20 protein-coding genes and 4 pseudogenes are annotated in these 20,956 nt (G+C 64.3%); 14 read left to right on the forward strand and 10 right to left on the reverse strand.

Features of this window, described 5'->3' with window-relative positions:
- Window positions 1–63: 63 nt before the first annotated feature.
- Window positions 64–789 carry a TetR/AcrR family transcriptional regulator gene (locus G6N46_RS25250; protein ID WP_138250303.1) on the reverse strand — a complete coding sequence of 242 codons (726 nt, stop codon included), beginning with the start codon at window positions 787–789 and terminating at the stop codon, window positions 64–66.
- 154 nt (window positions 790–943) lie between these two features.
- On the opposite strand from G6N46_RS25250, the gene G6N46_RS25255 reads away from it, so the two are divergent.
- The 11 genes and pseudogenes from G6N46_RS25255 to G6N46_RS25300 form a co-directional block, all read left to right on the forward strand.
- Window positions 944–2,434, forward strand: coding sequence for an NAD(P)/FAD-dependent oxidoreductase (locus G6N46_RS25255; protein WP_163693014.1), 1,491 nt, complete (start codon window positions 944–946; stop codon window positions 2,432–2,434).
- A 14-nt stretch (window positions 2,435–2,448) separates the two neighbouring features.
- Complete coding sequence (locus G6N46_RS25260; protein ID WP_138250301.1) at window positions 2,449–3,444, forward strand: carbon-nitrogen hydrolase family protein; 996 nt, start codon at window positions 2,449–2,451, stop codon at window positions 3,442–3,444.
- Window positions 3,444–3,635 (forward strand): ferredoxin, encoded by a 192-nt coding sequence (locus G6N46_RS25265; RefSeq protein WP_138250300.1) that lies wholly within the window; start codon window positions 3,444–3,446, stop codon window positions 3,633–3,635. Before G6N46_RS25260 ends, G6N46_RS25265 begins: the two co-directional genes overlap by 1 nt.
- A gap of 50 nt (window positions 3,636–3,685) precedes the next feature.
- Window positions 3,686–4,378, forward strand: a pseudogene (locus G6N46_RS29135) (type 1 glutamine amidotransferase domain-containing protein); the annotation flags it as partial.
- Window positions 4,379–4,405: 27 nt separating this feature from the next.
- Window positions 4,406–4,837: pseudogene (locus G6N46_RS29140) on the forward strand (SRPBCC family protein); the annotation flags it as partial.
- Between the two features lies 1 nt (window position 4,838).
- Window positions 4,839–5,597 (forward strand): SDR family oxidoreductase, encoded by a 759-nt coding sequence (locus G6N46_RS25275; protein ID WP_138250298.1) that lies wholly within the window; start codon window positions 4,839–4,841, stop codon window positions 5,595–5,597.
- 27 nt (window positions 5,598–5,624) lie between these two features.
- The gene (locus G6N46_RS25280) at window positions 5,625–6,884 is read left to right on the forward strand and encodes an acyl-CoA dehydrogenase family protein (RefSeq protein ID WP_138250297.1); all 1,260 of its coding nucleotides are present in this window, start codon (window positions 5,625–5,627) and stop codon (window positions 6,882–6,884) included.
- Complete coding sequence (locus G6N46_RS25285) at window positions 6,881–7,975, forward strand: phosphotransferase family protein (RefSeq protein WP_138250296.1); 1,095 nt, start codon at window positions 6,881–6,883, stop codon at window positions 7,973–7,975. The genes G6N46_RS25280 and G6N46_RS25285 overlap by 4 nt, the downstream gene beginning before the upstream one ends.
- Window positions 7,976–7,989: 14 nt before the next feature.
- On the forward strand, window positions 7,990–9,798 hold the full coding sequence (locus G6N46_RS25290) for an FAD-dependent oxidoreductase (RefSeq protein ID WP_138250295.1): 1,809 nt from the start codon (window positions 7,990–7,992) through the stop codon (window positions 9,796–9,798).
- Window positions 9,795–9,977 (forward strand): annotated as a pseudogene (locus tag G6N46_RS25295) (acyl-CoA dehydrogenase N-terminal domain-containing protein); the annotation flags it as partial. The gene G6N46_RS25290 and the pseudogene G6N46_RS25295, both read left to right, overlap by 4 nt.
- Before the next feature lies 1 nt (window position 9,978).
- Window positions 9,979–10,383: pseudogene (locus G6N46_RS25300) on the forward strand (acyl-CoA dehydrogenase family protein); the annotation flags it as partial.
- A gap of 340 nt (window positions 10,384–10,723) precedes the next feature.
- Here the strand turns inward: G6N46_RS25300 and G6N46_RS25305 are convergent.
- From G6N46_RS25305 to pcaH, 8 genes are read right to left on the reverse strand one after another with little or no spacing between them, the layout of a single operon-like run.
- Window positions 10,724–11,401, reverse strand: a complete 678-nt coding sequence (locus G6N46_RS25305) for a 3-oxoacid CoA-transferase subunit B (protein WP_138250294.1) — start codon at window positions 11,399–11,401, stop codon at window positions 10,724–10,726.
- A complete protein-coding gene (locus G6N46_RS25310) occupies window positions 11,398–12,081 on the reverse strand; it encodes a 3-oxoacid CoA-transferase subunit A (protein WP_138250293.1) in 684 nt (227 codons plus the stop codon). The genes G6N46_RS25305 and G6N46_RS25310 overlap by 4 nt, the downstream gene beginning before the upstream one ends.
- Window positions 12,078–13,271: a thiolase family protein gene (locus G6N46_RS25315; RefSeq protein ID WP_138250292.1), complete on the reverse strand. Its 1,194-nt coding sequence runs from the start codon at window positions 13,269–13,271 to the stop codon at window positions 12,078–12,080. The genes G6N46_RS25310 and G6N46_RS25315 overlap by 4 nt, the downstream gene beginning before the upstream one ends.
- A complete protein-coding gene (pcaC, locus tag G6N46_RS28390; RefSeq protein WP_138250291.1) occupies window positions 13,268–13,657 on the reverse strand; it encodes a 4-carboxymuconolactone decarboxylase in 390 nt (129 codons plus the stop codon). The genes G6N46_RS25315 and pcaC overlap by 4 nt, the downstream gene beginning before the upstream one ends.
- Window positions 13,654–14,436, reverse strand: coding sequence for an alpha/beta fold hydrolase (locus G6N46_RS25325; protein WP_138250290.1), 783 nt, complete (start codon window positions 14,434–14,436; stop codon window positions 13,654–13,656). Before G6N46_RS25325 ends, pcaC begins: the two co-directional genes overlap by 4 nt.
- On the reverse strand, window positions 14,433–15,662 hold the full coding sequence (locus G6N46_RS25330; protein WP_138250289.1) for a lyase family protein: 1,230 nt from the start codon (window positions 15,660–15,662) through the stop codon (window positions 14,433–14,435). Before G6N46_RS25330 ends, G6N46_RS25325 begins: the two co-directional genes overlap by 4 nt.
- Entirely contained in the window at window positions 15,655–16,215 is a 561-nt protein-coding gene (gene pcaG, locus G6N46_RS25335) for a protocatechuate 3,4-dioxygenase subunit alpha (RefSeq protein ID WP_138250288.1), read from the reverse strand. Before pcaG ends, G6N46_RS25330 begins: the two co-directional genes overlap by 8 nt.
- Window positions 16,208–16,972, reverse strand: coding sequence for a protocatechuate 3,4-dioxygenase subunit beta (gene pcaH / locus G6N46_RS25340; protein WP_138250287.1), 765 nt, complete (start codon window positions 16,970–16,972; stop codon window positions 16,208–16,210). The genes pcaG and pcaH overlap by 8 nt, the downstream gene beginning before the upstream one ends.
- Window positions 16,973–17,067: 95 nt before the next feature.
- Here pcaH and G6N46_RS25345 point away from each other — a divergent pair, with 95 nt between their 5' ends.
- From G6N46_RS25345 to G6N46_RS25355, 3 genes are all read left to right on the forward strand, one after another.
- On the forward strand, window positions 17,068–17,814 hold the full coding sequence (locus G6N46_RS25345; RefSeq protein ID WP_138250286.1) for an IclR family transcriptional regulator: 747 nt from the start codon (window positions 17,068–17,070) through the stop codon (window positions 17,812–17,814).
- Between the two features lie 134 nt (window positions 17,815–17,948).
- Complete coding sequence (locus G6N46_RS25350; protein ID WP_138250317.1) at window positions 17,949–19,034, forward strand: S-(hydroxymethyl)mycothiol dehydrogenase; 1,086 nt, start codon at window positions 17,949–17,951, stop codon at window positions 19,032–19,034.
- Window positions 19,031–19,687 (forward strand): MBL fold metallo-hydrolase, encoded by a 657-nt coding sequence (locus G6N46_RS25355; protein ID WP_138250285.1) that lies wholly within the window; start codon window positions 19,031–19,033, stop codon window positions 19,685–19,687. The genes G6N46_RS25350 and G6N46_RS25355 overlap by 4 nt, the downstream gene beginning before the upstream one ends.
- Window positions 19,688–19,770: 83 nt before the next feature.
- Here G6N46_RS25355 and G6N46_RS25360 read toward each other — a convergent pair whose 3' ends face one another.
- Window positions 19,771–20,946 carry a 4-hydroxybenzoate 3-monooxygenase gene (locus tag G6N46_RS25360; RefSeq protein ID WP_138250284.1) on the reverse strand — a complete coding sequence of 392 codons (1,176 nt, stop codon included), beginning with the start codon at window positions 20,944–20,946 and terminating at the stop codon, window positions 19,771–19,773.
- Between the last annotated feature and the right edge of the window lie 10 nt (window positions 20,947–20,956).

A 20,956-nucleotide genomic window follows, 5' to 3' on the forward strand; every position in this document is an offset into this window, starting at 1 on the left:
GCGCGGGCCGGTCAATCGCAGACAGGGTTGACGCCGCCTCGGGCTCGAGTGCGGCGCGAAGCGCTAGCGGGGCCGGGCCCGCGACACGTGCAGCGAATCGGCGACATGGGACAGCGACCGGCCGTCACTGTCACGGAACGAGGGCGCAGTGAGGCCCTCGTTGACCAACCGACGACCCAAGTCCAGCGCCGCGACCACCTCATCTTCGCCGAGGGCCAGGCCGTCGCTCCGCAGCGCCAGCGCGAACACCCCGTTCCACGCGCCCCACAGGAACCGCGCCGTTGCCGCCGCCTCGAAATCACCGTTGATCTGCGCAGCGTCGATGGCAGCCTGGATGGCATCTTGAAAGGCACCCAGCATCTGCCGCTCGGCTTCGACCAAGGCATTGAGATCCGCTGCGTTGCCACTGGCTGCATCGGCACTGGTGGCCATCACGAATTGGAACGCCGAACGATGTTCGATGCAGAACCGTGCGTACAGGTCGGCCACAGCCATCACCCTTTCGAGCGGCTCGCCACCGTCGGTCGACAACGTCTGTTCGAGTACCTCGCCGAACTGACGAATAGCGCGCTCCGCCAGGGCCACAACGATGCCTTGTTTATCGCCGAAGTGACTGTAGATCGCGCCGACGGACACATCCGCCGCTTCCGCGAGGTCTTCAATCCGGCCGCTCTTGAGGCCGGCAGCCGAGAAGAGTTCCTCGGCAGCGTCAAGAATGCGCTCCCGGGCCTGCTCGCGCTTGCGGGCCATCCGAGGCGACATCGATGGCCTGGCCGCGATCTCGGTCATTCGGTTACCCCTCACTGCTCCTCGGCTGACATGGGAAGCCTACATCGTTCGTTTGTGAATAGGATTCATAAACGACTGCTATTGCAAAACTGAAGCTGCTTCGATAATGTACTCGGTTGTGACCGGCATTACATCAACCCCAGAGTCCTGCGACGTGGTGATCATCGGAGCGCGACTGGCCGGGGCCTCGGCTGCAGCGCACATGGCGCGGGCCGGCCTCGATGTCGTCGCGCTGGACCGCTCGTCATTTCCCTCCGACCAACTGTCGACGCATCTGTTGTTTCCGGACGGCATCAATGAGATCCGCCGAATGGGTGCCCTGCCCGGCATCCTGAGCCACAACCCCACGCGCTCGCCCTGGATGCAACTAGTGGTCAACCACGGGCGGCCCGACGAATCACGAATCCTGGAGCGCTGGCGACCGGCCGGGCCGATCGACTACTGCCTGTGCGTGCCGCGCATCCTGCAGGACGTCGAGCTGGTCAACGCGGCGCGCGCCGCCGGCGCCGACGTCCGCGAGCGCCACCGCCTCGTCGAAGTGCTGTGGCGCGGCGGACGCGCATGCGGGGTGCGCTACGCCGACCGTGACGGCAATCAGTTCGACCTGATGGCCAAGCTGGTGATCGGCGCGGACGGGCGCCGATCCTCGGTAGCCGCCCAGGTCGGAGCATTCGCCCCCTACCGTGCGTCACGCAACGGCCGCGCACTGGTCTTCCGCTATGGCGACGACCCCCAATTCGGCACCCAAGCCGGGCAGACCATCCACCAATGGCGCGATGAGGATTCGATGGCGTTCCTATTTCCCTCGACGCCGGCGGGCCGGATGCTCATGCTGTTCATGGGCCCCGCGCAGGAAGCGGCCGAAGCCAGCAAGGACCCCGAGGGCTATTGGGATCGCAAGCTCGCCGTGCACCCCGGCATGGCCGAACGGTGCCGCGGAGCCGAGAACCTGAGCGGGTTGCGCGCCACCGGCGACACCACCTCGTACTTCCGGGCCTCCAGCGGGCCGGGCTGGGTCCTCATCGGCGACGCCGGCCACTTCAAAGACCCGGTGATCGGCCAGGGCCAACGCGATGCCCTCTGGTCAGGGCGGCGGCTGGCCGAAATGCTCGGCACCAGATTGGGCTCGTCATGGGAGATCGATCAGGCCACCCGGGAATGGGAGCACGAACGAGACCGAGAGTGCCTGCACGCCTATCACTTTGGCAATATCGAAACCCAGGTCCGGACCGTCCCACCGGTGTTGTCGGGTGCCATCCGCCGCTCTGGGCGTAAAGGCTTGCAACGTCCCGATTTCACTGATGTGTTCGGGCGAGCACGATCGATCACCGAAGTCCTCACCGGACCTCGGATCGTCGCCGGAACCGCGAGCGCCCTACGCCACAACACTGCGGAGCTCCTCAGCGCTCAGGGGGTGCGCGACCTGCTGATGGATGTCCGTACCCAGTTCGAATTGCGCCGACAGACCAAGAGCACCGACTTCCGCTGCACCCGCGATGTTTTCGGTAGCGACAACGCCGACCCGACACCCCCAGCGCCGGTACGTCCCGTCGCCCGCGCCGCCAACGACGCGGCCACGCCCAACACAGAGACAGCACCGCCCAGCCACGCGCAGGCAACTGCAACCGCCGAGATCGGAGTCTAATCATGGTCCAAACCATGAACATCGTTGCCGTGCAACCAGTATCACGTAGCCACTGCCCCGAGACCGAACTCGAACACATCGAACAACTGGTACGTGCGGCCGTCGCCGAACACCGGCCGGACCTGGTAGTACTGCCCTCCGGTTTGACAGTGGGTAATCAGAGCTACGACGGAGTACCCGCGGCGGTGCGGCCCGTGGACGGTGCCCCACTTCAGATGTTGCGACTGTTGTCGCGAGAACTAGGGGTGACGCTCGCAGGCGGGTTTCACGCTCGGCGCGGCGGCGACGCCTTCTCGACGTACGCCCTTGTCGAGCCCACCGGGTGCACCCACTTGTCCAACGCCAGCGCCCTGATGCCGCAGGAGGCGCGCTGGTGCGCCCAGGGTGAGGGCGCCGGGAGTACCAAAATCGGGGACGTGCGCGCCACGATGCTCACTGGGCTCGAATGGGCGCAACAAGGCAGTTCGCGCCAGCTGGCAGGGAAAATTCAGCTCGCGCTGGGCGGGATGAGCTGGCCGACAACCGCCGACGCGTTGTCTATGACGAGCAAGATGTGGACCGGGAACCGCGACGCCGCGACATTGGACCGCTATCTGCGTTCGCTGCCGCTGTGGCAGTCCCGGCTGTTCGGTGCGCCGGCAGTGCTGGCTGTGCACGGAACGTCATCCCGGGCACCGGGTCTGGGCGCCACCCAGATCGTCAGCGCCGACGAGGGGGTGATGGCATCCATCGCGGCCCGCGACGGGGAAGGGTACATCGCCGTCCGTGTCACGCTGCCCACCGATCCGATCGTTCAACACGCGCTGGCAGGTCGGTGGATCGGACCCGGCCCACACCGCATCGCCTTTGACGCCGCGCTGGGACGGGCCGTCCTGGCGTACCAGCGGGACCGGGTCTCGCAGCGCCACCCGTGGCAGCTGTGGCCCGGGGCCGACCTGCCTGACGAGTCCGGGCCCTCCCTCGCCCATTCACTAGCCCACGCAACCACTTTCGACTGGAAGGCCAGCTGATGAAGATCGCTCTGCACGCCGGCAAGTGCGACGGAATCGGCATGTGTGAGGCCGCCGCACCAGACATCTTCGAAGTCGGCGACGACGGCCTCGTCCACGTTCTCGATCCCACGCCCGACGAAGACCGCCGCCACGACGTCCAAGAAGCAATCGACAGCTGTCCCGTGCGAGCGCTGCTCCTCGAGGACTGACCCATGTTCAACGTCACCGATCCGCCGATGACCGCAGCCAGGAGTACCCCATGAAGAAAGCATTGCTCGTCGTGTCAGCCGCCGACCACTGGACGCTGCTGGACGGCACCCAACACCCCACCGGCTACTGGGCCGAAGAACTCGCCGAACCGCACCGGATCCTCACCGAAGCCGGTTGGCACATCGACATCGCGACCCCCGGTGGAAAACAGCCCACCATCGACCGGCTCAGCCTCGGACTTGCCGGGGGAACCCCGGGGAAGACTCGCCGCTACAAGGCGTATCTGGACACACTCAATGCTGATCTGGCTGCGCCGCTTGTGCTTTCGCGGGTTGACCACGACAACTACGATCTTGTCTTCTACCCGGGCGGTCACGGCCCGATGGAGGACCTGGCGGTCGACACCGACTCGGGTGCACTGCTGGCCGCGCGACTGGCATCCGGTCGCCCCCTGGCCTTGCTGTGCCATGGTCCGGCCGCGCTGCTGGCCGCCGTGCAGCCCGACGGTACCTGGCCGTTCGCCGGGTACACGATGACCGCGCTGTCCAACCGTGAAGAGGCATTCAACCGATTCGCCAAGAAAGCACCCTGGTTTCTCGAAGATCGCCTCGTGGACGAAGGGGCGCACTACATCAAAGGCGCACTGCCCCTTCGGCCGTATGTCGTCGTGGACCGCAATCTCTACACCGGACAGAACCCGGCGTCCGCCGGACCGCTGACCCGCCGGCTGATCGCCGATCTCGACGACCGCGCCCAACTGTCGGTGACCGTCAGCAAGACCATCGCGGCCCCCGCAGACCGGCTCCACGCGATCGTCTCCGATATCACCCGCATGGGTGAGCTGAGTCCGGAGACCCGCTCGGCCCGCTGGCTCACCAAGGGTGAAACATTCAAGGGCAGCAACAACATCGGCCCGTTCTACCGGTGGTCGACTACCTGCCGAGTTGTGGAGAATCAGCCGGGACGCAGCTTCGCCTTCTCCGTGGCTTGGCCGTCACAAACGTACTGGCGCTACGACTTCACACCTGTCGATGGCGGAACCACCGTCACCGAAACCATGCGCAAGAGCGACGCCCAGATGGCGCCAGTCCGGTGGGTGCAAAGCGCCGTCGGTGTTCCCGACCGCACCGCGCACCTACGCGCCGGAATGACCGCGACGCTGGACCGGCTCGCCGACGTCGCCGCCCGAGAGTCGAACTGACATGGCGAAAGCGAAACGTCAGAACATCCTGATCACCGGGGCCAGTTCCGGACTCGGCAGCGGCCTGGCACGCGAATTCGCTACCCGTGGTGCAACATTGGGATTGTGCGCGCGCCGCACCGAGCGACTTGAGGCGCTGGCCGCCGAACTGACGCAATCGAACCCCACAACGACCGTGCATCTCAAAGCACTGGATGTCACCGACCACACCAGCGTCTTCGATGTTTTTCGCGGGTTCGCCGACGAGATGGGCAGCATTGATCGCGTCATCGTCAATGCCGGGATCGGACTGGGAAAAGCGTTGGGCACCGGCGGTTTCGACCAGAATCTGGCCACCTTGCAGACCAATCTGATCGCCGGACTGGCGCAGATCGAGGCTGCCATGGAGATCTTCCGATGGCAGGGATCCGGGCACCTGGTCGTGATGTCCTCGGTCAGCGCCTTCCGCGGCATGCGGCGCTCGATGACGGCCTACGCCGCCAGCAAGGCCGGCTTGGCGATGATCGCTGAGGGTCTACGCGCAGAGCTGAACGGGCGCAGCGATATTCAGATCACCACCCTGTTTCCCGGCTACATCCGCACCGAACTCAACGAGCAGGTCCATGCGCCCTTCATGGTCGACGCACAGACCGGGTGCCGAGCGCTGGCCCAGGCCATCGACAAAGAGCCCGATACCGCCATCGTCCCTGCTTGGCCGTGGGTGCCCATCGCGACCGCAATGCAACACCTGCCGCTGTCGATGGTCAACCGGATCACCTGACCCTTCTCACCGAAAGAAACGACCAGCATGCTGCTGTCACCTTCACCGCGCGGCGCCGAACTCGCCGCCCGCGTGCGCGATTTCATCGACACCGAGATCCGTCCCATCGAACGCGACTACCACGCCACACTGGCCGTGGCTCGCCAGGACGGTACCCAGTGGGCACCGTTGCCGCTGATGCTCGACCTGCAGAGCAAGGCACGTTCGGTGGGACTGTGGAACCTCTTTCTGCCTGCCGGACACGGTGATTCCTACGCCGGGAAGTTCGGCACCAGCGGCAGTGCGGGACTCTCGAACGTCGACTACGCGCCCCTGGCCGAACTGATGGGCCGCTCCCTGTTGGCTCCCGTGGTGTTCAACTGCAACGCCCCCGACACCGGCAACGCCGAGGTCCTGCTGCGCTACGGCGACGACATCCAACAGAAGCAGTGGCTCGAACCACTGCTGGATGCCAGGATTCGCAGCGCGTTCCTGATGACCGAACCGGGGGTGGCGTCCTCGGACGCGGCCAACATGCAGGCCACCGCGACCATCGACGGCGACCAGGTAGTACTCAACGGCACCAAATGGTGGTCCACCGGCATCGGTCACGCCGACTGCGAGCTGATGATCTTCATGGGCGTGACCGACCCCAACGCGCACCGGCACCAGCGACATTCGATGGTGATCGTCCCGCGCAGCACCGATGGTGTCGAAGTGATTCGGATGCTGCCAACCATGGGCTGGTACGACGAGCCCTACGGCCACGCCGAGATTCGTCTCACCGATGTGCGGGTACCGCTGTCCAATGTGATCGCCGGACCGGGCCGCGCATTCGAGATCGCGCAGGGCCGACTCGGTCCCGGCCGCATCCATCACTGCATGCGGTTGATCGGAGCCGCCGAACTGGCGCTGGAGCTTGCCTGTCGACGGGCCATCGCCCGTACCGCTTTCGGCAAGCCCATCATCAACCTGGGCGGCAACCGGGAACGCATCGCCGACGCCCGCATCGCCATCAACCAGGCCCGGCTGCTCGTGCTGCACGCGGCCTGGCTGCTCGACACCAACGACCCGGCGGCGATCGGCGCCGTCAGCGAAATCAAGGTGGCCGTCCCCACCATGGCCCAAAACGTCATCGACATGGCGATGCAACTGCACGGCGGTGCGGCACTGTCCGAGGACACCCCGTTGTCAGCGCTCTGGCTGCAAGCCCGCGCGGTGCGATTCGCCGACGGCCCCGATGCCGTGCACCGCGGCGTGGTCGCCCGCATCGAACTCGCCAAGCACGCCGACACGGTCGCGTCATGACAGGCGATACCCCGGTCGACCTCGACCCCACGCGTGACGTCCGCGGCGAGGACGCTTTCGATACCACCGCCGTCGCCGCGTGGCTGCGCCGCCACGCCCCCGACGTTGCAGGCCTCAGCGGTGAGCCTGAAGTGCGCCAGTTCAGCGGCGGTGTCTCCAACCTGACCTATCTGCTGCGCTACCCCGAACGCGACGTCATCCTGCGGCGTCCACCACACGGCAGTAAAGCCAAGAGCGCTCACGATATGCGGCGCGAATACGACGTGCAGCGTCTGCTCAAACCTGTCTACGGCTATGTGCCCGAGATGATCGCGTTCTGCGACGACGCCTCGGTCCTCGGCTCGGAGTTCTACGTGATGGAGCGCCTCAACGGCCGCATCCTGCGCCGCGACCTTCCCGATGACCTCCAACTCTCGCCGGCTCACGCTGGTGAACTGAGCCGCGCCTATGTCGACCGACTCGTCGAGCTGCACGCGATCGACGTGAGCGCGGCGGGGCTGGAGCAGTTCAACCGTGGCCCGGGCTATGTCGCACGCCAGGTCGGTGGTTGGTCCGACCGCTACCGGCGGGCCCGCACCGGCGACGCGGACTCGTTCGAGCCGATCATGGCGTGGCTGCACACCCACCAACCAGCCGACCGCGCGTTGTGTTTGATCCACAACGACTTTCGTCTCGACAACCTCGTTCTGGACCCGCAGGATGCGCTGCGCGTCATCGGAGTCCTGGACTGGGAGATGGCCACCATCGGTGATCCACTGATGGACCTGGGCAGCGCACTGGGCTACTGGATCCAAGCCGATGACGACCCTGCGGCTGCTCAGTTCCGTCAGCAGCCGAGCAACGCCGACGGCATGCTCACTCGTGCCGGAATCGTCGAATATTATCTCGCCCGAACGGGTTTGAACGTCACCGAGCAACAGTGGCGGTTCTACGAAATCTTCGGGCTGTTCCGGATTGCCGTGATAGCCCAGCAGGTCTACTACCGATTCGCGCGCGGCGAGACAACCAACCCCGCGTTCGAGCCGCTGCGCCAGGTCGTTCGTGCCCTGGAAGAGCGTTGCCATGGCCTCATCGGCAATTCAGACATCTGATAAGGGGAGTGCGTATGACTAGTACGAAATCTGCTGACGCTGTGGGGATTCTGCTGGAGGCCGAGGACTTTGATGAGTACGGCGGGTGGTTGCTCGATTCCCAGTTCGACCACGAGATGGGCTCGCCGTACCTGTTGGCCCACGGCCTCGGCCGGCCCGTCGCGGACGCTAGCACCACCATCGAAATCCCTTCAGCGGGGCGGTACCACCTGTGGGTGCGGGCCAAGGACTGGGTGCCCGCCCATCACCCCGGACGGTTTCAGGTGATCATCAACGGTGTCGCCGTGGATCGCGAATTCGGCGCCAACGGGCAGAACTGGTCCTGGGAGCCAGCCGGTATCGTCGACCTTGATGCCGGCGATGCCACCATTACGTTGCACGACCTGACCGGCTTCGACGGCCGCTGCGACGCCATCTTTCTGGGCCACAACGACACACCCCCACCTGATGGAGCCGGCACCGATGCCCGATCGTGGCGCCGCCGCCTGCGCGGGCTCCCCGACGAACCCACTCCCGCAGGCGAATTCGACGTCGTCATCGCCGGCGGCGGCATCACCGGAGTAGCCGCCGCCTTGACTGCGGCTCGCCTAGGCTGCCGGGTCGCACTGATCCAGGACCGCCCCTACCTCGGCGGAAATGCCAGCGTTGAAATCGGCCTCAGTCCCCGTGGGGAAACCGGCCCCGTCATCGACGAACTGTCCCAACGAAACCCAGACGGTGACCTGCACGCCCGACGTCTCCTCGAATCCGAACCCAACGCGACCGTCGTCATGGAGCAGACCGTCTACGACGCTGCCGCAGATGGCCGGCGAATCACCTCGATCGATGCCCGCGCCGCCCGCAGCGGACGCGAATACCGTTACACCGCACCGATCTTCATCGACTGCACCGGCACCGCCCTACTCGGCATCCTGTCCGGAGCCCAAACCCGCTTCGGACAAGAAGCCCACGACGAGTTCGACGAGAGCCTCGCCCCCGAACACGGTGACGACATGCACCACGGCAACACCGTTTTCTTTCGCACCCGTATGGCCGACGCGCCGGCGCCCTTCCCGGCGGTGCCCTGGGCGAGCGATGTGGCCAAGGATTTCGCCGATCTGCGCGGACAACTCACCAAACCCGGCATCGAGAACGGACCAGGACCGGTCGCCGGCCCATTCCGCATGCCCGATCCGACCGTCCGCCGCCGGATGACCCAGCACCTCACGCACTTCTGGGAGTACGGCCAGTGGCTGGACCCCTACACCAACGGCGAGGCGATCCGCGATCATCTGCTGTGCGCGATCTACGGCACCTTCGCCAACGTCAAGCACCTTGAACCGGATGAGTATGCCAACCTCGAATTGGACTGGGTTGCTTATGTTCCCGCTCAAGGTGAGTACCGGCGTTACGTGGGTGACTACACCCTCACCGAGACCGATATCCGCAGTCATAAGCTCTTTCCTGACGCCGTCGTGCAGAACTCCGGAGCGTTCTGCCTGCACTACCCGGGCGATGAGAAGTACGACTTCCGGCTGAAAAACTGGATCTGGGACACTCGAGACGAGCAGCCCTACGACATTCCGTTCCGATGCCTGTATTCGGTCGATATCGAGAATTTGATGGTGGCCGGCAAGCACATCAGCGTCACCCACGTCGCCGGATCGAACACGAAGTTCATGGGCAACGGCGGACAGCACGGAATCGCCACCGCCGCAGCGGCATTCCTGTGCACGAAGTACTCAGCTACGCCTCGCAGCATCTACCAGGACCACCTACAGGAACTGCAAGACATCGCGCGCCACGCCACGACCGACCCCCACAGACGGGAATCTGACACATGAAACTGCGAGTGGATAGCGATGTCCCGGTGCTGAACCCGCGAGATGTGAACTTCCTGCTCTACGAATGGCTTGATGTGGAGTCCCTATGCGGGCGGGAACGATTCGCCGAGCATTCGAAGGCGACGTTCGACGCTGTACTGGATTTGACTGCTGACATCGCGGTTCAACTGAGCACACCCGCCCGACGTTGGAGCCCAAGCCATCGGTATCGCCGAAGGCGCCCTCGACGCTGCGATCACTTATACCAAGGAACGCAAGCAATTCGGCCGATCCGTCAGCGACTTTCAAGCCGTGCAGTTCATGCTCGCCGGTATGGCGATGAACATCGAAGCGGCCCGATTGCTGGTGTATACCGCCGCCACCCGCGCTGAACGCGGCGAACCAAATCTCGGGTTCCTGGCCTCAGCATCGAAATGCTTCGCCTCCGACGTCGCCATGTCTGTCACCACCGACGCCGTACAGCTGTTCGGCGGCTATGCCTACACCACCGACTTCCCCGTCGAACCCTACATGTGTGACGCCAAGATCACTCAAATCTACGAAGGCACAAACCAGATTCAGCGGATGGTCATGGCGCGCGCATAGCTGCCGGGAGAGGGCCTTGACGGGGTCTCTCGGGCTGACTCCGTGCACTCGCCCGTGATTCGCTGCGCCGCGACCGCCGACACTGACAACCTCACCGTGATTACGTGCTCGCGCAGTCGACTGCTATCCAGACCGCCAGCACTTCTGGCCGTCGGCACACTGTCGATTCAGCGGTGTAGCGGTGGAAGCCTTGACCTGCGCTCGCTCGTTGTCTGACCCCACCGACGCCTCGACCGATCGCATCATCTCTCGGCCGCCGTCGATGCTTCGGTAACGGTCGTCAAACGCCGTGGATTGTGGTGTTATCCCAGCCGTGGCTGAGTGGTCGGCGATGATCGCGTCATCGAACGAGGCCGCTCGCGCGCAGGGGGATGCCGAGTTTGTCTTGCAGCTCAGCCACTGAAACGCCGAAGGTTTGGAGTACGGCGGCGCCGTGGTCGGCGTCGATGTCGATGATGGCCACGTCGCTGTAAATGCGCCGGACACAGCGCTTTCCGGTGAGCGGATAGTTGCAATGGCTGACCAGCTTGGGTGCTCCGTCTTTGGCGAACAGCGACATCATGACGTAGACGGATTTGGCACCGATGGCGAGGTCCATGGCACCTCCGACTGCAGGTATCGCGTCGGAGGCTCCGGTGCTCCAGTTGGCTAGATCACCGTGGTCAGATACCTGGAACGCGCCCATTACGCAGACGTCGAGGTGGCCTCCGCGCATCATGGCGAATGAGTCGGCGTGGTGGAAGTAGGCGGCGCCAGGCAGCTCGGTGACGGGAATCTTGCCTGCGTTGGTGAGGTCGGTGTCGATCTGTTCACCGTGCGCTTCGGGCCCCATACCGAGCATGCCGTTCTCGGTGTGCAGGATGACCCCGCTGTCGGCTGATAGGTGATCGGCGACGGTGGTAGGTTGCCCGATACCGAGGTTGACTACCGATCCGGCGGGGATATCCCGTGCGACGGCGGCGGCGAGTTCGTCACGGTTCAGCGGGCCGCGGTCGAGATGTTCGAGTGTGTCGGTCACGACGCTTTCCTGTTCATTGCGGCGACATGCAGTACGCGGTCGACGTAGATGCTGGGGGTGATCACGACTTCCGGGTCTATTGAGCCGATCTCCACAACGTCATGAACCTCGGCGATGACTGTGGATGCGGCGGTGGCCATGACGGGCCCGAAGTTGCGGGCAGTCTTGCGGTACACCAGGTTCCCTAGCCGGTCGGCGCGGTAGGCGCCGATGAGGGCATAGTCGCCGTGGATGGGGTATTCCAGGACGTATTCGTGACCCTCGATGATGCGGGTTTCCTTGCCGTCGGCAAGTGGCGTGCCGACGCCAGTAGGGCAATAGAAGGCGCCGATGCCGGCGCCGGCAGCGCGCATTCGTTCGGCGAGGTTGCCTTGTGGTACGAGTTCGAGTTCGATCTGTCCTGCGCGGTAGAGCTGGTCGAAAACGTAGGAGTCATGTTGGCGGGGAAACGAACACACGATCTTTCGAACGCGGCCCGCCGCGAGCAGGGCTGCTAAACCCCTGTCGCCGTTGCCGGCGTTGTTGCTCACGATGGTCAGGTCGGTGGCGCCTTGGTCAATGAGGGCATCGATGAGGGCGGTAGGCATTCCGGCCATACCAAAGCCGCCGACAAGAATTGTTGCGCCGTCTTCGATTCCGCGCACTGACTCGGCGGGATCGGTGGTGATGGTGGCGGTCATAGTGCTCCTCCCGAGCAGTTCTCCACAACGATGGCGAGGGCTTGGCCTACGCCGATGCAGATCGCCGCGACACCCCAGCGGTGGCCGCCCTCGCGCAGGGTCTTGGCCAGCGTGCCGACGAGTCGAGCGCCTGAGGCGCCGAGGGGGTGGCCGATAGCAATGGCACCGCCGTTGACATTCACGATGTCGGGGTCGATGCCCCAGACGTCTATGCACGCCAGCGATTGCACCGCGAAGGCTTCATTGAGTTCGACCGCGCCGATGTCAGACCAGGAAACGCCGGCTTTGGCAAGGGCCTGTTCAGCTGCGGCGACGGGGGCGATGCCGAACCTATTGGGTTCGATTGCCACCGAGGCCTTTCCAGCAATCCGGGCCATTGGTAGGGCGCCGATAAGCTCCGATGCCTCTGCGGATCCCAGCAGCAAGGTGGCCGCACCGTCACTGAGCGGGGAGGCATTGCCGGCGGTAATTGTGCCGTCGGGCCGAAACGCCGGGGCGAGGCCGGCGAGCCGATCGGGGGTGGTGCCACGGCGGATGGCTTCGTCGGAGGTCAGGTCGGTGTCGGGTACCGGGCTGACGAGATCGTCGTAGAAGCCCCGTACCCAGGCGGCTGCGGCAAGCCGGTGCGATCGCGCAGCGAAGGCATCCTGGCGGTCGCGTGATATCGAAAACTCTTGCTGGAGCTGTTCATTGCACTCTCCGAGCGATGCGGTCCATACAGCTGGCATTTTCGGATTGACCAGCCGCCAGCCCAAAGTTGTTGACACCGCTGTGCTGTCGGCGGCGGGAAATGCGCGTGACGGCTTGGCTAGTACCCAGGGGGCGCGTGTCATCGACTCCACGCCACCGGCAACGACTATGGACAAGTCGCCACATTCGATGGCGCGCGCGGCGTTGATGGTGGCATCGAGGCTGGAACCACACAGCCTGTTGATGGTGCTGCCGGGGACGCTGACGGGCAGCCCTGCAAGGAGTGCGGCCATGCGGGCCACATTGCGGTTGTCTTCGCCGGCGCCGTTGGCGTTGCCCAGGAAGACGTCGCCGATGAGGGCCGGATCAAGGTCCGGGGTGCGCGCCAGCAAGGCGGCGATAGTGGCGGCGGCCAGGTCGTCGGGTCGCACTGCAGCCAAGGCGCCGTTGTACCGACCGAACGGCGTGCGAGTCGCGGCGTAGATGTAGGCGCTGTTCATTCTGTGTCGCTCTTGATGAACAGTGTGTCCTGGGCGATCCGAAATGCGGTGTTGGCGTCGGGGACTCCGCAGTAGATCGCCGTTTGCAGCAGGACTTCCTTGATCTCGTCATCGGTCAGGCCGTTGGTCCGTGCGGCACGCAGATGCATAGCGAGTTCTTCGTGGTGACCGCGTGCGATCAAAGCGGTCAGGGTGATGATTGAACGAGCACGACGGTCCAGGCCCGGCCGAGTCCAGATTGTTCCCCAGGCGTATTCGGTTATGAGACTTTGGAAGTCAGCGGTGAAGTCAGTGGTGTTGGCGATTGCGCGGTCGACGTGAGCGTCGCCGAGGACAGCTCGGCGCACCACCATGCCAGCGTCGTTTCGTTCGTGGGCGGGGGTCATCGCGTGCTCCGTTGTGTATTGGTCAGTAGTTCTTTGGCGATCAGGTCAGGCTGTTCGGCAGGAGCGAGGTGGCCTGTCTCGGCAAGCTCGAGGTAGCGAGCGCCAGGGATGCGTTCGGCGAGGAACATCAAAGAGCTTGGTGGGGTGGCGATGTCCTGGTTGCCGGCGATGACCGTTACGTCTCCGGTGATTTCCTGCAAGCGGTCCCGAACGTCGAAGTAAGCCAGCGCATTGCAGACGCCGGCATATCCTTCGGCATCGGTTTCGCGCAGTGAGGTGAGTAGCGCGGTGGCGGTATCGGGGTCGCGGTCGGTGAAGCCTTCTGCAAACCACGTGCTCGTGGCAGCCTCAAGCATCACTGCGGTGCTGTTGGCGCGTACTGATTGGGCGCGTTCCAGCCACGCCGCAGTGGTGCGAATCTTCGCGCCGGTGCATATCAGCGTGGTGTTGACAAGCGAATCACTGTGCTGGAGGAGTAGTTCCAGGCCGACTGCGCCGCCGGCGGAGACGCCCGCGTAGTGGTAGCGCGTGGCGCCGTGATTGGCGGCGATTCTGTGTACCGCGTCGGCGAGATCGCCAATGGTGAAATCGGCAGTGGGGACAGGGCTGTGTCCGTGGCCGGGCAGATCGAATCCAACTACTCGGTGGTGTGCGCTCAATTGTCGGGCGGCAACGGACCACAATGCGGTCACCGAGGTGCCGAGGGAAGGTCCGACGATGAGCAGGGGAGTGTTGGTCTGCCCACCGAAGTCGACGGTGTCAAGGATGGGCAGGGTCATGTCAGCCTCTCGAGGAGGCCGTTGGCGCGGCCAATGGCAGCGTCGATCAACGCTTCGCTGGCGCCGAAATAGTCTGGTGTGGGGTTCAATCCAACCAGTGACGCGATGGCTCGCTGTTCACCGGAGATGTCGACGGCGGTCAGATTGGCAGACATGCTAGCGGGTTTGATTCGCAGCCCGGTGAGCAAGTCGGAGGCGTGCGAGGCGGCGACCAGGGTTCGTCGGCCCAGAATGCGCAGGGTGTCCCATTCTGCATGCCAGGCGCCGTCGGGGCGCTCGTCATTGTTGAGGGCGGCCGCGGTGTGCAAGGTGGCCGCCAGCGGCGGCGCGGTCAGAGCCGTGCGGCGCAGGAGTACGGAGAGCACGGGGTTGTTCTTGTCGGGCATCGTCGAGGATCCGCCGCGGCCCTGCACGCGCGCTTCACTGAGCTCACCGATCTCAGGTCGGCCGAGGGTGAGAATGTCGGCAGCGATGCGGCCCCACGCATCGGTGCAGCCGACCAGCGCGTCACCTGCGGCGGTGATCGGTGCCCTACTGGTATGCCATGGCACCTGTGAATCGAGGCCCAGAATGTGGGCAGTGTCATCGGCTAGTGCGAATGCGACGTCTACCGCGCGGCCGCGTCCGTGCAGGAGCGCAGCCATCTCCGTCGGCGCGGCCAACGTTCCTGCCGCCCCGCCGATTTGGGCGGGCGTGCGCAGACGCTCCACGGCTTCGGCGGCGTCGCAAACGGTGTCCAGCCATACGGCGGCCTTGACGCCGAAGGTGGTGGGAATTGCTGGCTGGGTCAGCGTGCGCGCGACTGTGGGCGTCCTGCGGTGAGTGTGGGCTAGATCGGCGAGACTGCCTAGCTGTGCTGCCAGGTCGAGGCGAAGGCGATTCAGGCCGGCGCGCAGCGTCAGGATCAAGGCACTGTCGATCACGTCCTGGCTGGTCAGACCGCGATGGATCCACTGGCGTGTGGATTCTGGAGCGCGCTGCCGCAGGAGTGCGACCAAGGGGATGGCGGGATTTGCGCCGTCTTCAGCTTCTTCGGCGATGACATCGAGATCGGCGTCAGTGATCAAGGTCCTTAGGTCACACGGGGCTGCCTGAGCGGGGAGGATTGTGTTGCGGCGGAGCGCTTCGAGCCACGCGTTCTCGACGTCCACCATCGCTAGGCAAACCGCGGAATCGGTGAAGTATTGGCCGGCGCGGTGATCACCCGGCCACAGCAAGTTAGTCATGTTGAGTTCTCGGGTAGGTCAAAAAGACCGTTTCCTGTGCTCCCTGCAGGCGTATGTCGAATCGGTAACCTGAACGTTCGGACTGGCATATCAGCGTGTTTCGGCGCTCTTCAGCCAGGCCGCCAAGCAGGGCGTCGCCGGCGAGATTGCCGTAGGGCAGGTAGGCCCGCGTGAACAACGCGTCCAGGAGTCCCCGCGCGAAGATCGTTACGGCGAAGAAGGGAGCTTGCCCGGGCGCGACGCTGCCGGGGGCTATGGTGCTCAGGCTGTAGTGTCCGGCGGCATCGGTCGCCGCGCGTCCCCATCCCGTGAACGTCCAGTCGTCTCGGTTGAGTGATCCTTCGTTGGTGACGACGGTGCCCGTGTTGTCGGGTTGCCATACCTCGATCAGTGCGTCCGGAACAGGCGCCCCGGCGCCGTCGAAGACATTGCCGTGCAACCTGATCGTATTGCGATGACCGGGAGGGGCCAGCTCACTGGATCGAGGGTAGGACAATCCGTAGTGGAAAAAGGGTCCTACGGTCTGCCCGGGGGTGGGGGCGAGGTCAGACATGGGTGTCCTCGTCGGTAGGGGTGCGTCGAGCGCCGTCGAGGACAACGTCGAAGCGGTAGCCGGTGGCATATTCGGGTTTGGTGACGTCATGGTCGTAGGTCGCGACCAATCGCTCGCGGGCAGCGGCATCGGTGATCGATTGGTAGATCGGGTCGAAGGCAAACAACGGGTCGCCCGGGAAGTACATCTGGGTGACCAACCGTTGGGTGAACTGCCGGCCGAAAAGCGAGAAGTGAATATGCGCAGGGCGCCAGGCGTTGAGGTGATTGCGCCACGGGTAGGGCCCTGGCTTGATGGTGAGGAACCGGTAATTGCCGTCCGCATCGGTTAGGCAGCGCCCGGCGCCGAAAAAGTTGGGGTCCAGCGGGGCAGGGTGCTGGTCGCGCTGGTGGATGTAGCGGCCGGCAGCGTTCGCCTGCCAGATCTCGACGAGCTGACCGCTGATGGGGCGACCACGTGTGTCGGTCACCCGCCCGGTGATGACGATCCGTTCCCCGATCGGCTCGCCCGCGTGGCCGATGGTCAGATCGGCGTCGAACTCGGTCACGTCGAGGGTCCCGAAGCAGGGTGCGGTCAGTTCCAAGTCGTGCGGGTCTGCCAACAGGAGTGGGTTGCTGGGATGACGCAGCAGACTGCTGCGATACGGCGGGTAATCCAACTTGGGTTGCACGCGGTCATGCGCGCCGCCGTACGCGGTGATCTCGGTGGAGATCTCGTTCTGGGTCACCAATGACGTGGTGTCCACCGTGGCTGTCATGACAGGTGACGTTAGCCACGCGGCACTTGGAACCCGAGGCTATGCTTTCATTCAGTGAAATTGGGGTAGTCAATGGTGCGTTGGGAGGTGTCCGGATGGCCGGAAACGTGTCAGTCGGTGGTGCATCGGTGGCCTCTCGAACACTGTCGCTTCTGGGTGCCTTCGATGCGCGCCATCGTCGTCTCACGTTGACGGAGATGGCTCGGAGGGCCGATCTGCCCGTCCCGACCGCCTATCGATTGGTCAACGAATTGCAGCAGTGGGGTGCCTTGAGCCGCACCTCCTCGGGCGATTACGTGATCGGGCGGCGCTTGTGGGATGTGGGGCTCTTGGCTCCGATGCAGACGGGTTTGCGCGAGGTGGCCTCACCGTTTCTGCACGACCTCTATGGCGCGACGCTGGCCACGGTGCACCTGGCCGTCCGCGAAGGCAATCAGGCACTTTATTTGGATCGGCTCGCCGGACACGCGTCCGTGCCCGTGGTGTCAAAAATTGGATCGCGACTTCCGTTGCACGCCACGGGGGTTGGCAAGGTCCTGCTGGCCCATGCACCCGCGGAACTCCAGTCCGAGGTGCTCGGACATCTGAAGCGAATCACCCCGCACACCGTCGTGCACGCAGGCGTGTTGAAGGGGCAGCTGGCCCGGGTGCACCGCGATGGTTACGCCACGACCGTCGAAGAGATGACCCTGGGTGCCTGCTCGGTGGCGGTGCCAGTCTTTCGCGACGACACGGTAGTCGCGTCACTGGGTCTGGTGGTACCCAATCTGAAGCGGGACAAGCTGCGCCTGGTTGCAGCCCTTAATGTTGCTTCCCAGGGGATTTCGCGAAGCCTTTCCTAGGCCGCACCATCTGGCGGGGACATCGACCACCGCTGCGCCTTTCAGTCAGTGAAAGCCCTGGATTGCAACGAACCTGCTGGCGACTCATCGTGACCCGTCGAGACATGTCGCGCCGCCAACCAGGAGGAATCCGAATGCCAAGTACTGTCCGCGGGGTCATTGCCCGCAGTTTGAAAGCACCCACCGAAATCGTCGATGTCGTCGTTCCCGACCCGCTGGGACATGACGTCGTGGTCAAGGTGCAGGCCTGCGGGGTGTGCCACACCGACCTGACCTACCGCGAGGGCGGCATCAACGACGATTTCCCCTTCTTGCTGGGGCACGAAGCCGCTGGCGTCGTTGAAGCTGTTGGCCCTGATGTCACGCTGGTGAGTCCCGGAGATTTCGTGGTGCTCAACTGGCGGGCGGTGTGCGGGCAGTGCAGGGCGTGCAAGCGTGGACGTCCGCAATACTGCTTTGATACCCACAATGCTTCGCAGCCAATGACTTTGACAGACGGCACTGCACTGACCCCGGCACTGGGTATCGGCGCGTTCGCCGAGAAAACACTTGTGCACGAGGGACAGTGCACGCGGGTCGACGCCGAGGCCGACCCTGCTGTGGTCGGATTGCTGGGTTGCGGCGTGATGGCCGGCTTGGGTGCGGCGGTCAACACCGGTGGAGTGGGCCGGGGCGACTCGGTGGCTGTCATCGGCTGCGGTGGCGTGGGCGACGCAGCGATCGCCGGAGCCCGACTGGCTGGAGCGTCGACGATCATCGCTGTCGACCGAGACCCGGCGAAGCTGCAGTGGGCCGTCGACTTCGGTGCGACCCACACCGTAAATGCCGCCGAATGCGACGCCGTGGAAGCGATCCAGGAACTCACCGGCGGTTTCGGTGCCGACGTCGTCATCGATGCGGTGGGACGGCCAGAGACGTGGACACAGGCCTTCTATGCCCGCGACCTTGCGGGCACTGTCGTCCTGGTAGGCGTGCCGACCCCGGACATGCGGCTCGAAATGCCCCTCGTGGACCTCTTCTCCCGCGGTGGGTCTTTGAAGTCGTCGTGGTACGGCGACTGCCTGCCCGAACGTGACTTCCCGACCCTGGTATCGCTGTACCAGCAAGGACGACTTCCGTTGGAGCGCTTCGTATCTGAGCGTATCAAGCTAGACGGCATTGAAGCGGCGTTCGATGCGATGCACCACGGTCGAGTTCTGCGATCGGTGGTCGTGCTGTGAGTGCACCGACTGTGGTCGCTGAGAAGTCGGGGCTGCGCGTCGAACGCGTCGTCACCTCTGGCACGTTCAGCCTCGATGGTGGAACCTGGGAGGTCGAGAACAATGTCTGGTTGATCGGCACCAGCAGCGATGTAATTGTGGTCGACGCTGCGCACGACGCGTCGGCGATTGCCGCTGCAGTCGGCGACCGCGAGGTGACAGCGGTGATCTGCACCCACGGGCACAACGATCACGTCAATGTCGCCACCGAACTGGCTGAGACACTTTACGCGCCAGTGCTATTGCACCCGGGTGACAGGATGTTGTGGCAAGACGTCCACGGAGACCACCCGTTCATGTCTCTTGATGATGCTCAACGGATCGGATTCGCCGGCACCCTTATCAGCGTGATCCACACCCCGGGCCATTCGCCGGGTTCTGTATGCCTTTATCTGCCGGAGGCAGACGCCTTGTTCTCCGGCGACACCCTGTTCCAGGGGGGCCCGGGCGCAACCGGTCGGTCCTACTCGGACTTCCCAACCATCATCGGTTCTATCCGCGAACGAGTCTTGACCCTGCCTGCACACACCCGGGTCTATACCGGCCACGGCGACATGACCAGCGTCGGTGGGGAAGCCCCCCATCTGGAGGAGTGGATCGCCCGCGGCCACTAGGACCGCGACCCTGACGTTCGTTGTGTACGAAATGAGTTGAGGCCCGGCGGAATCCGCCGGGCCTCAACTCATGCTGCTGCCGGTCAACCGACGTTCAGTGGTAGCCCGGCGTAGTTCTCCGCCAGCCCCATCGCGGCAGCCCGGCTGTTACATACCCATCGGAGCTGCGACTGCTGGAGCTGCGCATCGAAGGGGTCATCGCTGATGTGCAGCATGCTGGTCATCCACCAGGAGAAGTGCGTACACCGCCAGACTCGCTGCAGTGCGGTGTGCGAGTAGCTGTCCGCCAGTGCAGAGTCATGTTTCTTGATGAGCGCAGTCAGTGCAGGCGCCAGCAACGCCACGTCGGCGATCGCCAAGTTGAGGCCCTTCGCTCCGGTGGGCGGGACGATGTGCGCGGCGTCGCCGGCCAGGAAGAGCCGCCCGTGGCGCATCGGTGTTTGAACGTAACTACGCATCGGGAGCACACTGGACTCGGTGATTTCCCCGGTCTGCAGAGTCCAGCCTTCGATGCCCGCTCCGAGACGAGTGGACAGCGCATCCCAAATCCGTTCGTGGGACCAGGATTTGACGTCAGTATCGTTGGGAACCTGAAGGTAGAGTCGGCTGACGGTTTCTGAGCGCATCGAGTGCATCGCAAAACCGTCGGGATGCCAGGCGTAGATCAGCTCGTCGGTGGACGGAGCGACATCAGCCAGTACGCCCAGCCACGAGTAGGGGTACGTCCTGCCCCAGACCTCCTTGACCGACTCGGGAACTGCGGCGCGGCTAGGCCCGAACGAACCATCGCAGCCTGCAATGACGTCGGCATCGACACGTTGGGGCACACCGTCTACGGTGAAGGTGACGTACGGCCGGTCTGTGCCGATGTCGTGCACCGCGACACCGGCGGCCTCGTAGACGATCTGTTGACCGCCAGCGTGGCGCGCGGCGACGAGGTCTTTTTGCACCTCGGTTTGGCCGTATACCCAGACGCTGCGCCCGACCAGATCGACGAAGTCGAGGTGATGGCGCTCACCGGGCATTTGTAGATAGATGCCACGGTGTTCGATTCCATTGCGCGACAATCGATCTCCGAGCCCGACCGAACGCAGCAGCTCGACCGACGAGTGCTCAAGAATCCCCGCCCGGATCCTAGCCAGCACGTAGTCCTCGGTACGGGTCTCGACGATGATCGAGTCGACACCGTCGGCGGCGAGCAGATGGGACAACAACATACCGGCTGGGCCGGCGCCGATGATGGCGACTTGTGTGCGCATACCTGCCAGT

It is taken from the genome of Mycolicibacterium phocaicum, assembly GCF_010731115.1.
Taxonomy (GTDB): domain Bacteria; phylum Actinomycetota; class Actinomycetes; order Mycobacteriales; family Mycobacteriaceae; genus Mycobacterium; species Mycobacterium phocaicum.

Bases quoted from the DNA above. Each gene is read 5' to 3' on its own strand.
- G6N46_RS25250 (WP_138250303.1), bottom strand. From the start codon at position 789: ATGACCGAGATCGCGGCCAGGCCATCGATGTCGCCTCGGATGGCCCGC.
- G6N46_RS25260 (WP_138250301.1), top strand. From the start codon at position 2,449: ATGAACATCGTTGCCGTGCAACCAGTATCACGTAGCCACTGCCCCGAG.
- G6N46_RS25265 (WP_138250300.1), top strand. From the start codon at position 3,444: ATGAAGATCGCTCTGCACGCCGGCAAGTGCGACGGAATCGGCATGTGT.
- G6N46_RS25275 (WP_138250298.1), top strand. From the start codon at position 4,839: ATGGCGAAAGCGAAACGTCAGAACATCCTGATCACCGGGGCCAGTTCC.
- G6N46_RS25280 (WP_138250297.1), top strand. From the start codon at position 5,625: ATGCTGCTGTCACCTTCACCGCGCGGCGCCGAACTCGCCGCCCGCGTG.
- G6N46_RS25285 (WP_138250296.1), top strand. From the start codon at position 6,881: ATGACAGGCGATACCCCGGTCGACCTCGACCCCACGCGTGACGTCCGC.
- G6N46_RS25290 (WP_138250295.1), top strand. From the start codon at position 7,990: ATGACTAGTACGAAATCTGCTGACGCTGTGGGGATTCTGCTGGAGGCC.
- G6N46_RS25310 (WP_138250293.1), bottom strand. From the start codon at position 12,081: ATGACCGCCACCATCACCACCGATCCCGCCGAGTCAGTGCGCGGAATC.
- G6N46_RS25315 (WP_138250292.1), bottom strand. From the start codon at position 13,271: ATGAACAGCGCCTACATCTACGCCGCGACTCGCACGCCGTTCGGTCGG.
- pcaC (WP_138250291.1), bottom strand. From the start codon at position 13,657: ATGACCCCCGCCCACGAACGAAACGACGCTGGCATGGTGGTGCGCCGA.
- G6N46_RS25325 (WP_138250290.1), bottom strand. From the start codon at position 14,436: ATGACCCTGCCCATCCTTGACACCGTCGACTTCGGTGGGCAGACCAAC.
- G6N46_RS25330 (WP_138250289.1), bottom strand. From the start codon at position 15,662: ATGACTAACTTGCTGTGGCCGGGTGATCACCGCGCCGGCCAATACTTC.
- pcaG (WP_138250288.1), bottom strand. From the start codon at position 16,215: ATGTCTGACCTCGCCCCCACCCCCGGGCAGACCGTAGGACCCTTTTTC.
- pcaH (WP_138250287.1), bottom strand. From the start codon at position 16,972: ATGACAGCCACGGTGGACACCACGTCATTGGTGACCCAGAACGAGATC.
- G6N46_RS25345 (WP_138250286.1), top strand. From the start codon at position 17,068: ATGGCCGGAAACGTGTCAGTCGGTGGTGCATCGGTGGCCTCTCGAACA.
- G6N46_RS25350 (WP_138250317.1), top strand. From the start codon at position 17,949: ATGCCAAGTACTGTCCGCGGGGTCATTGCCCGCAGTTTGAAAGCACCC.
- G6N46_RS25360 (WP_138250284.1), bottom strand. From the start codon at position 20,946: ATGCGCACACAAGTCGCCATCATCGGCGCCGGCCCAGCCGGTATGTTG.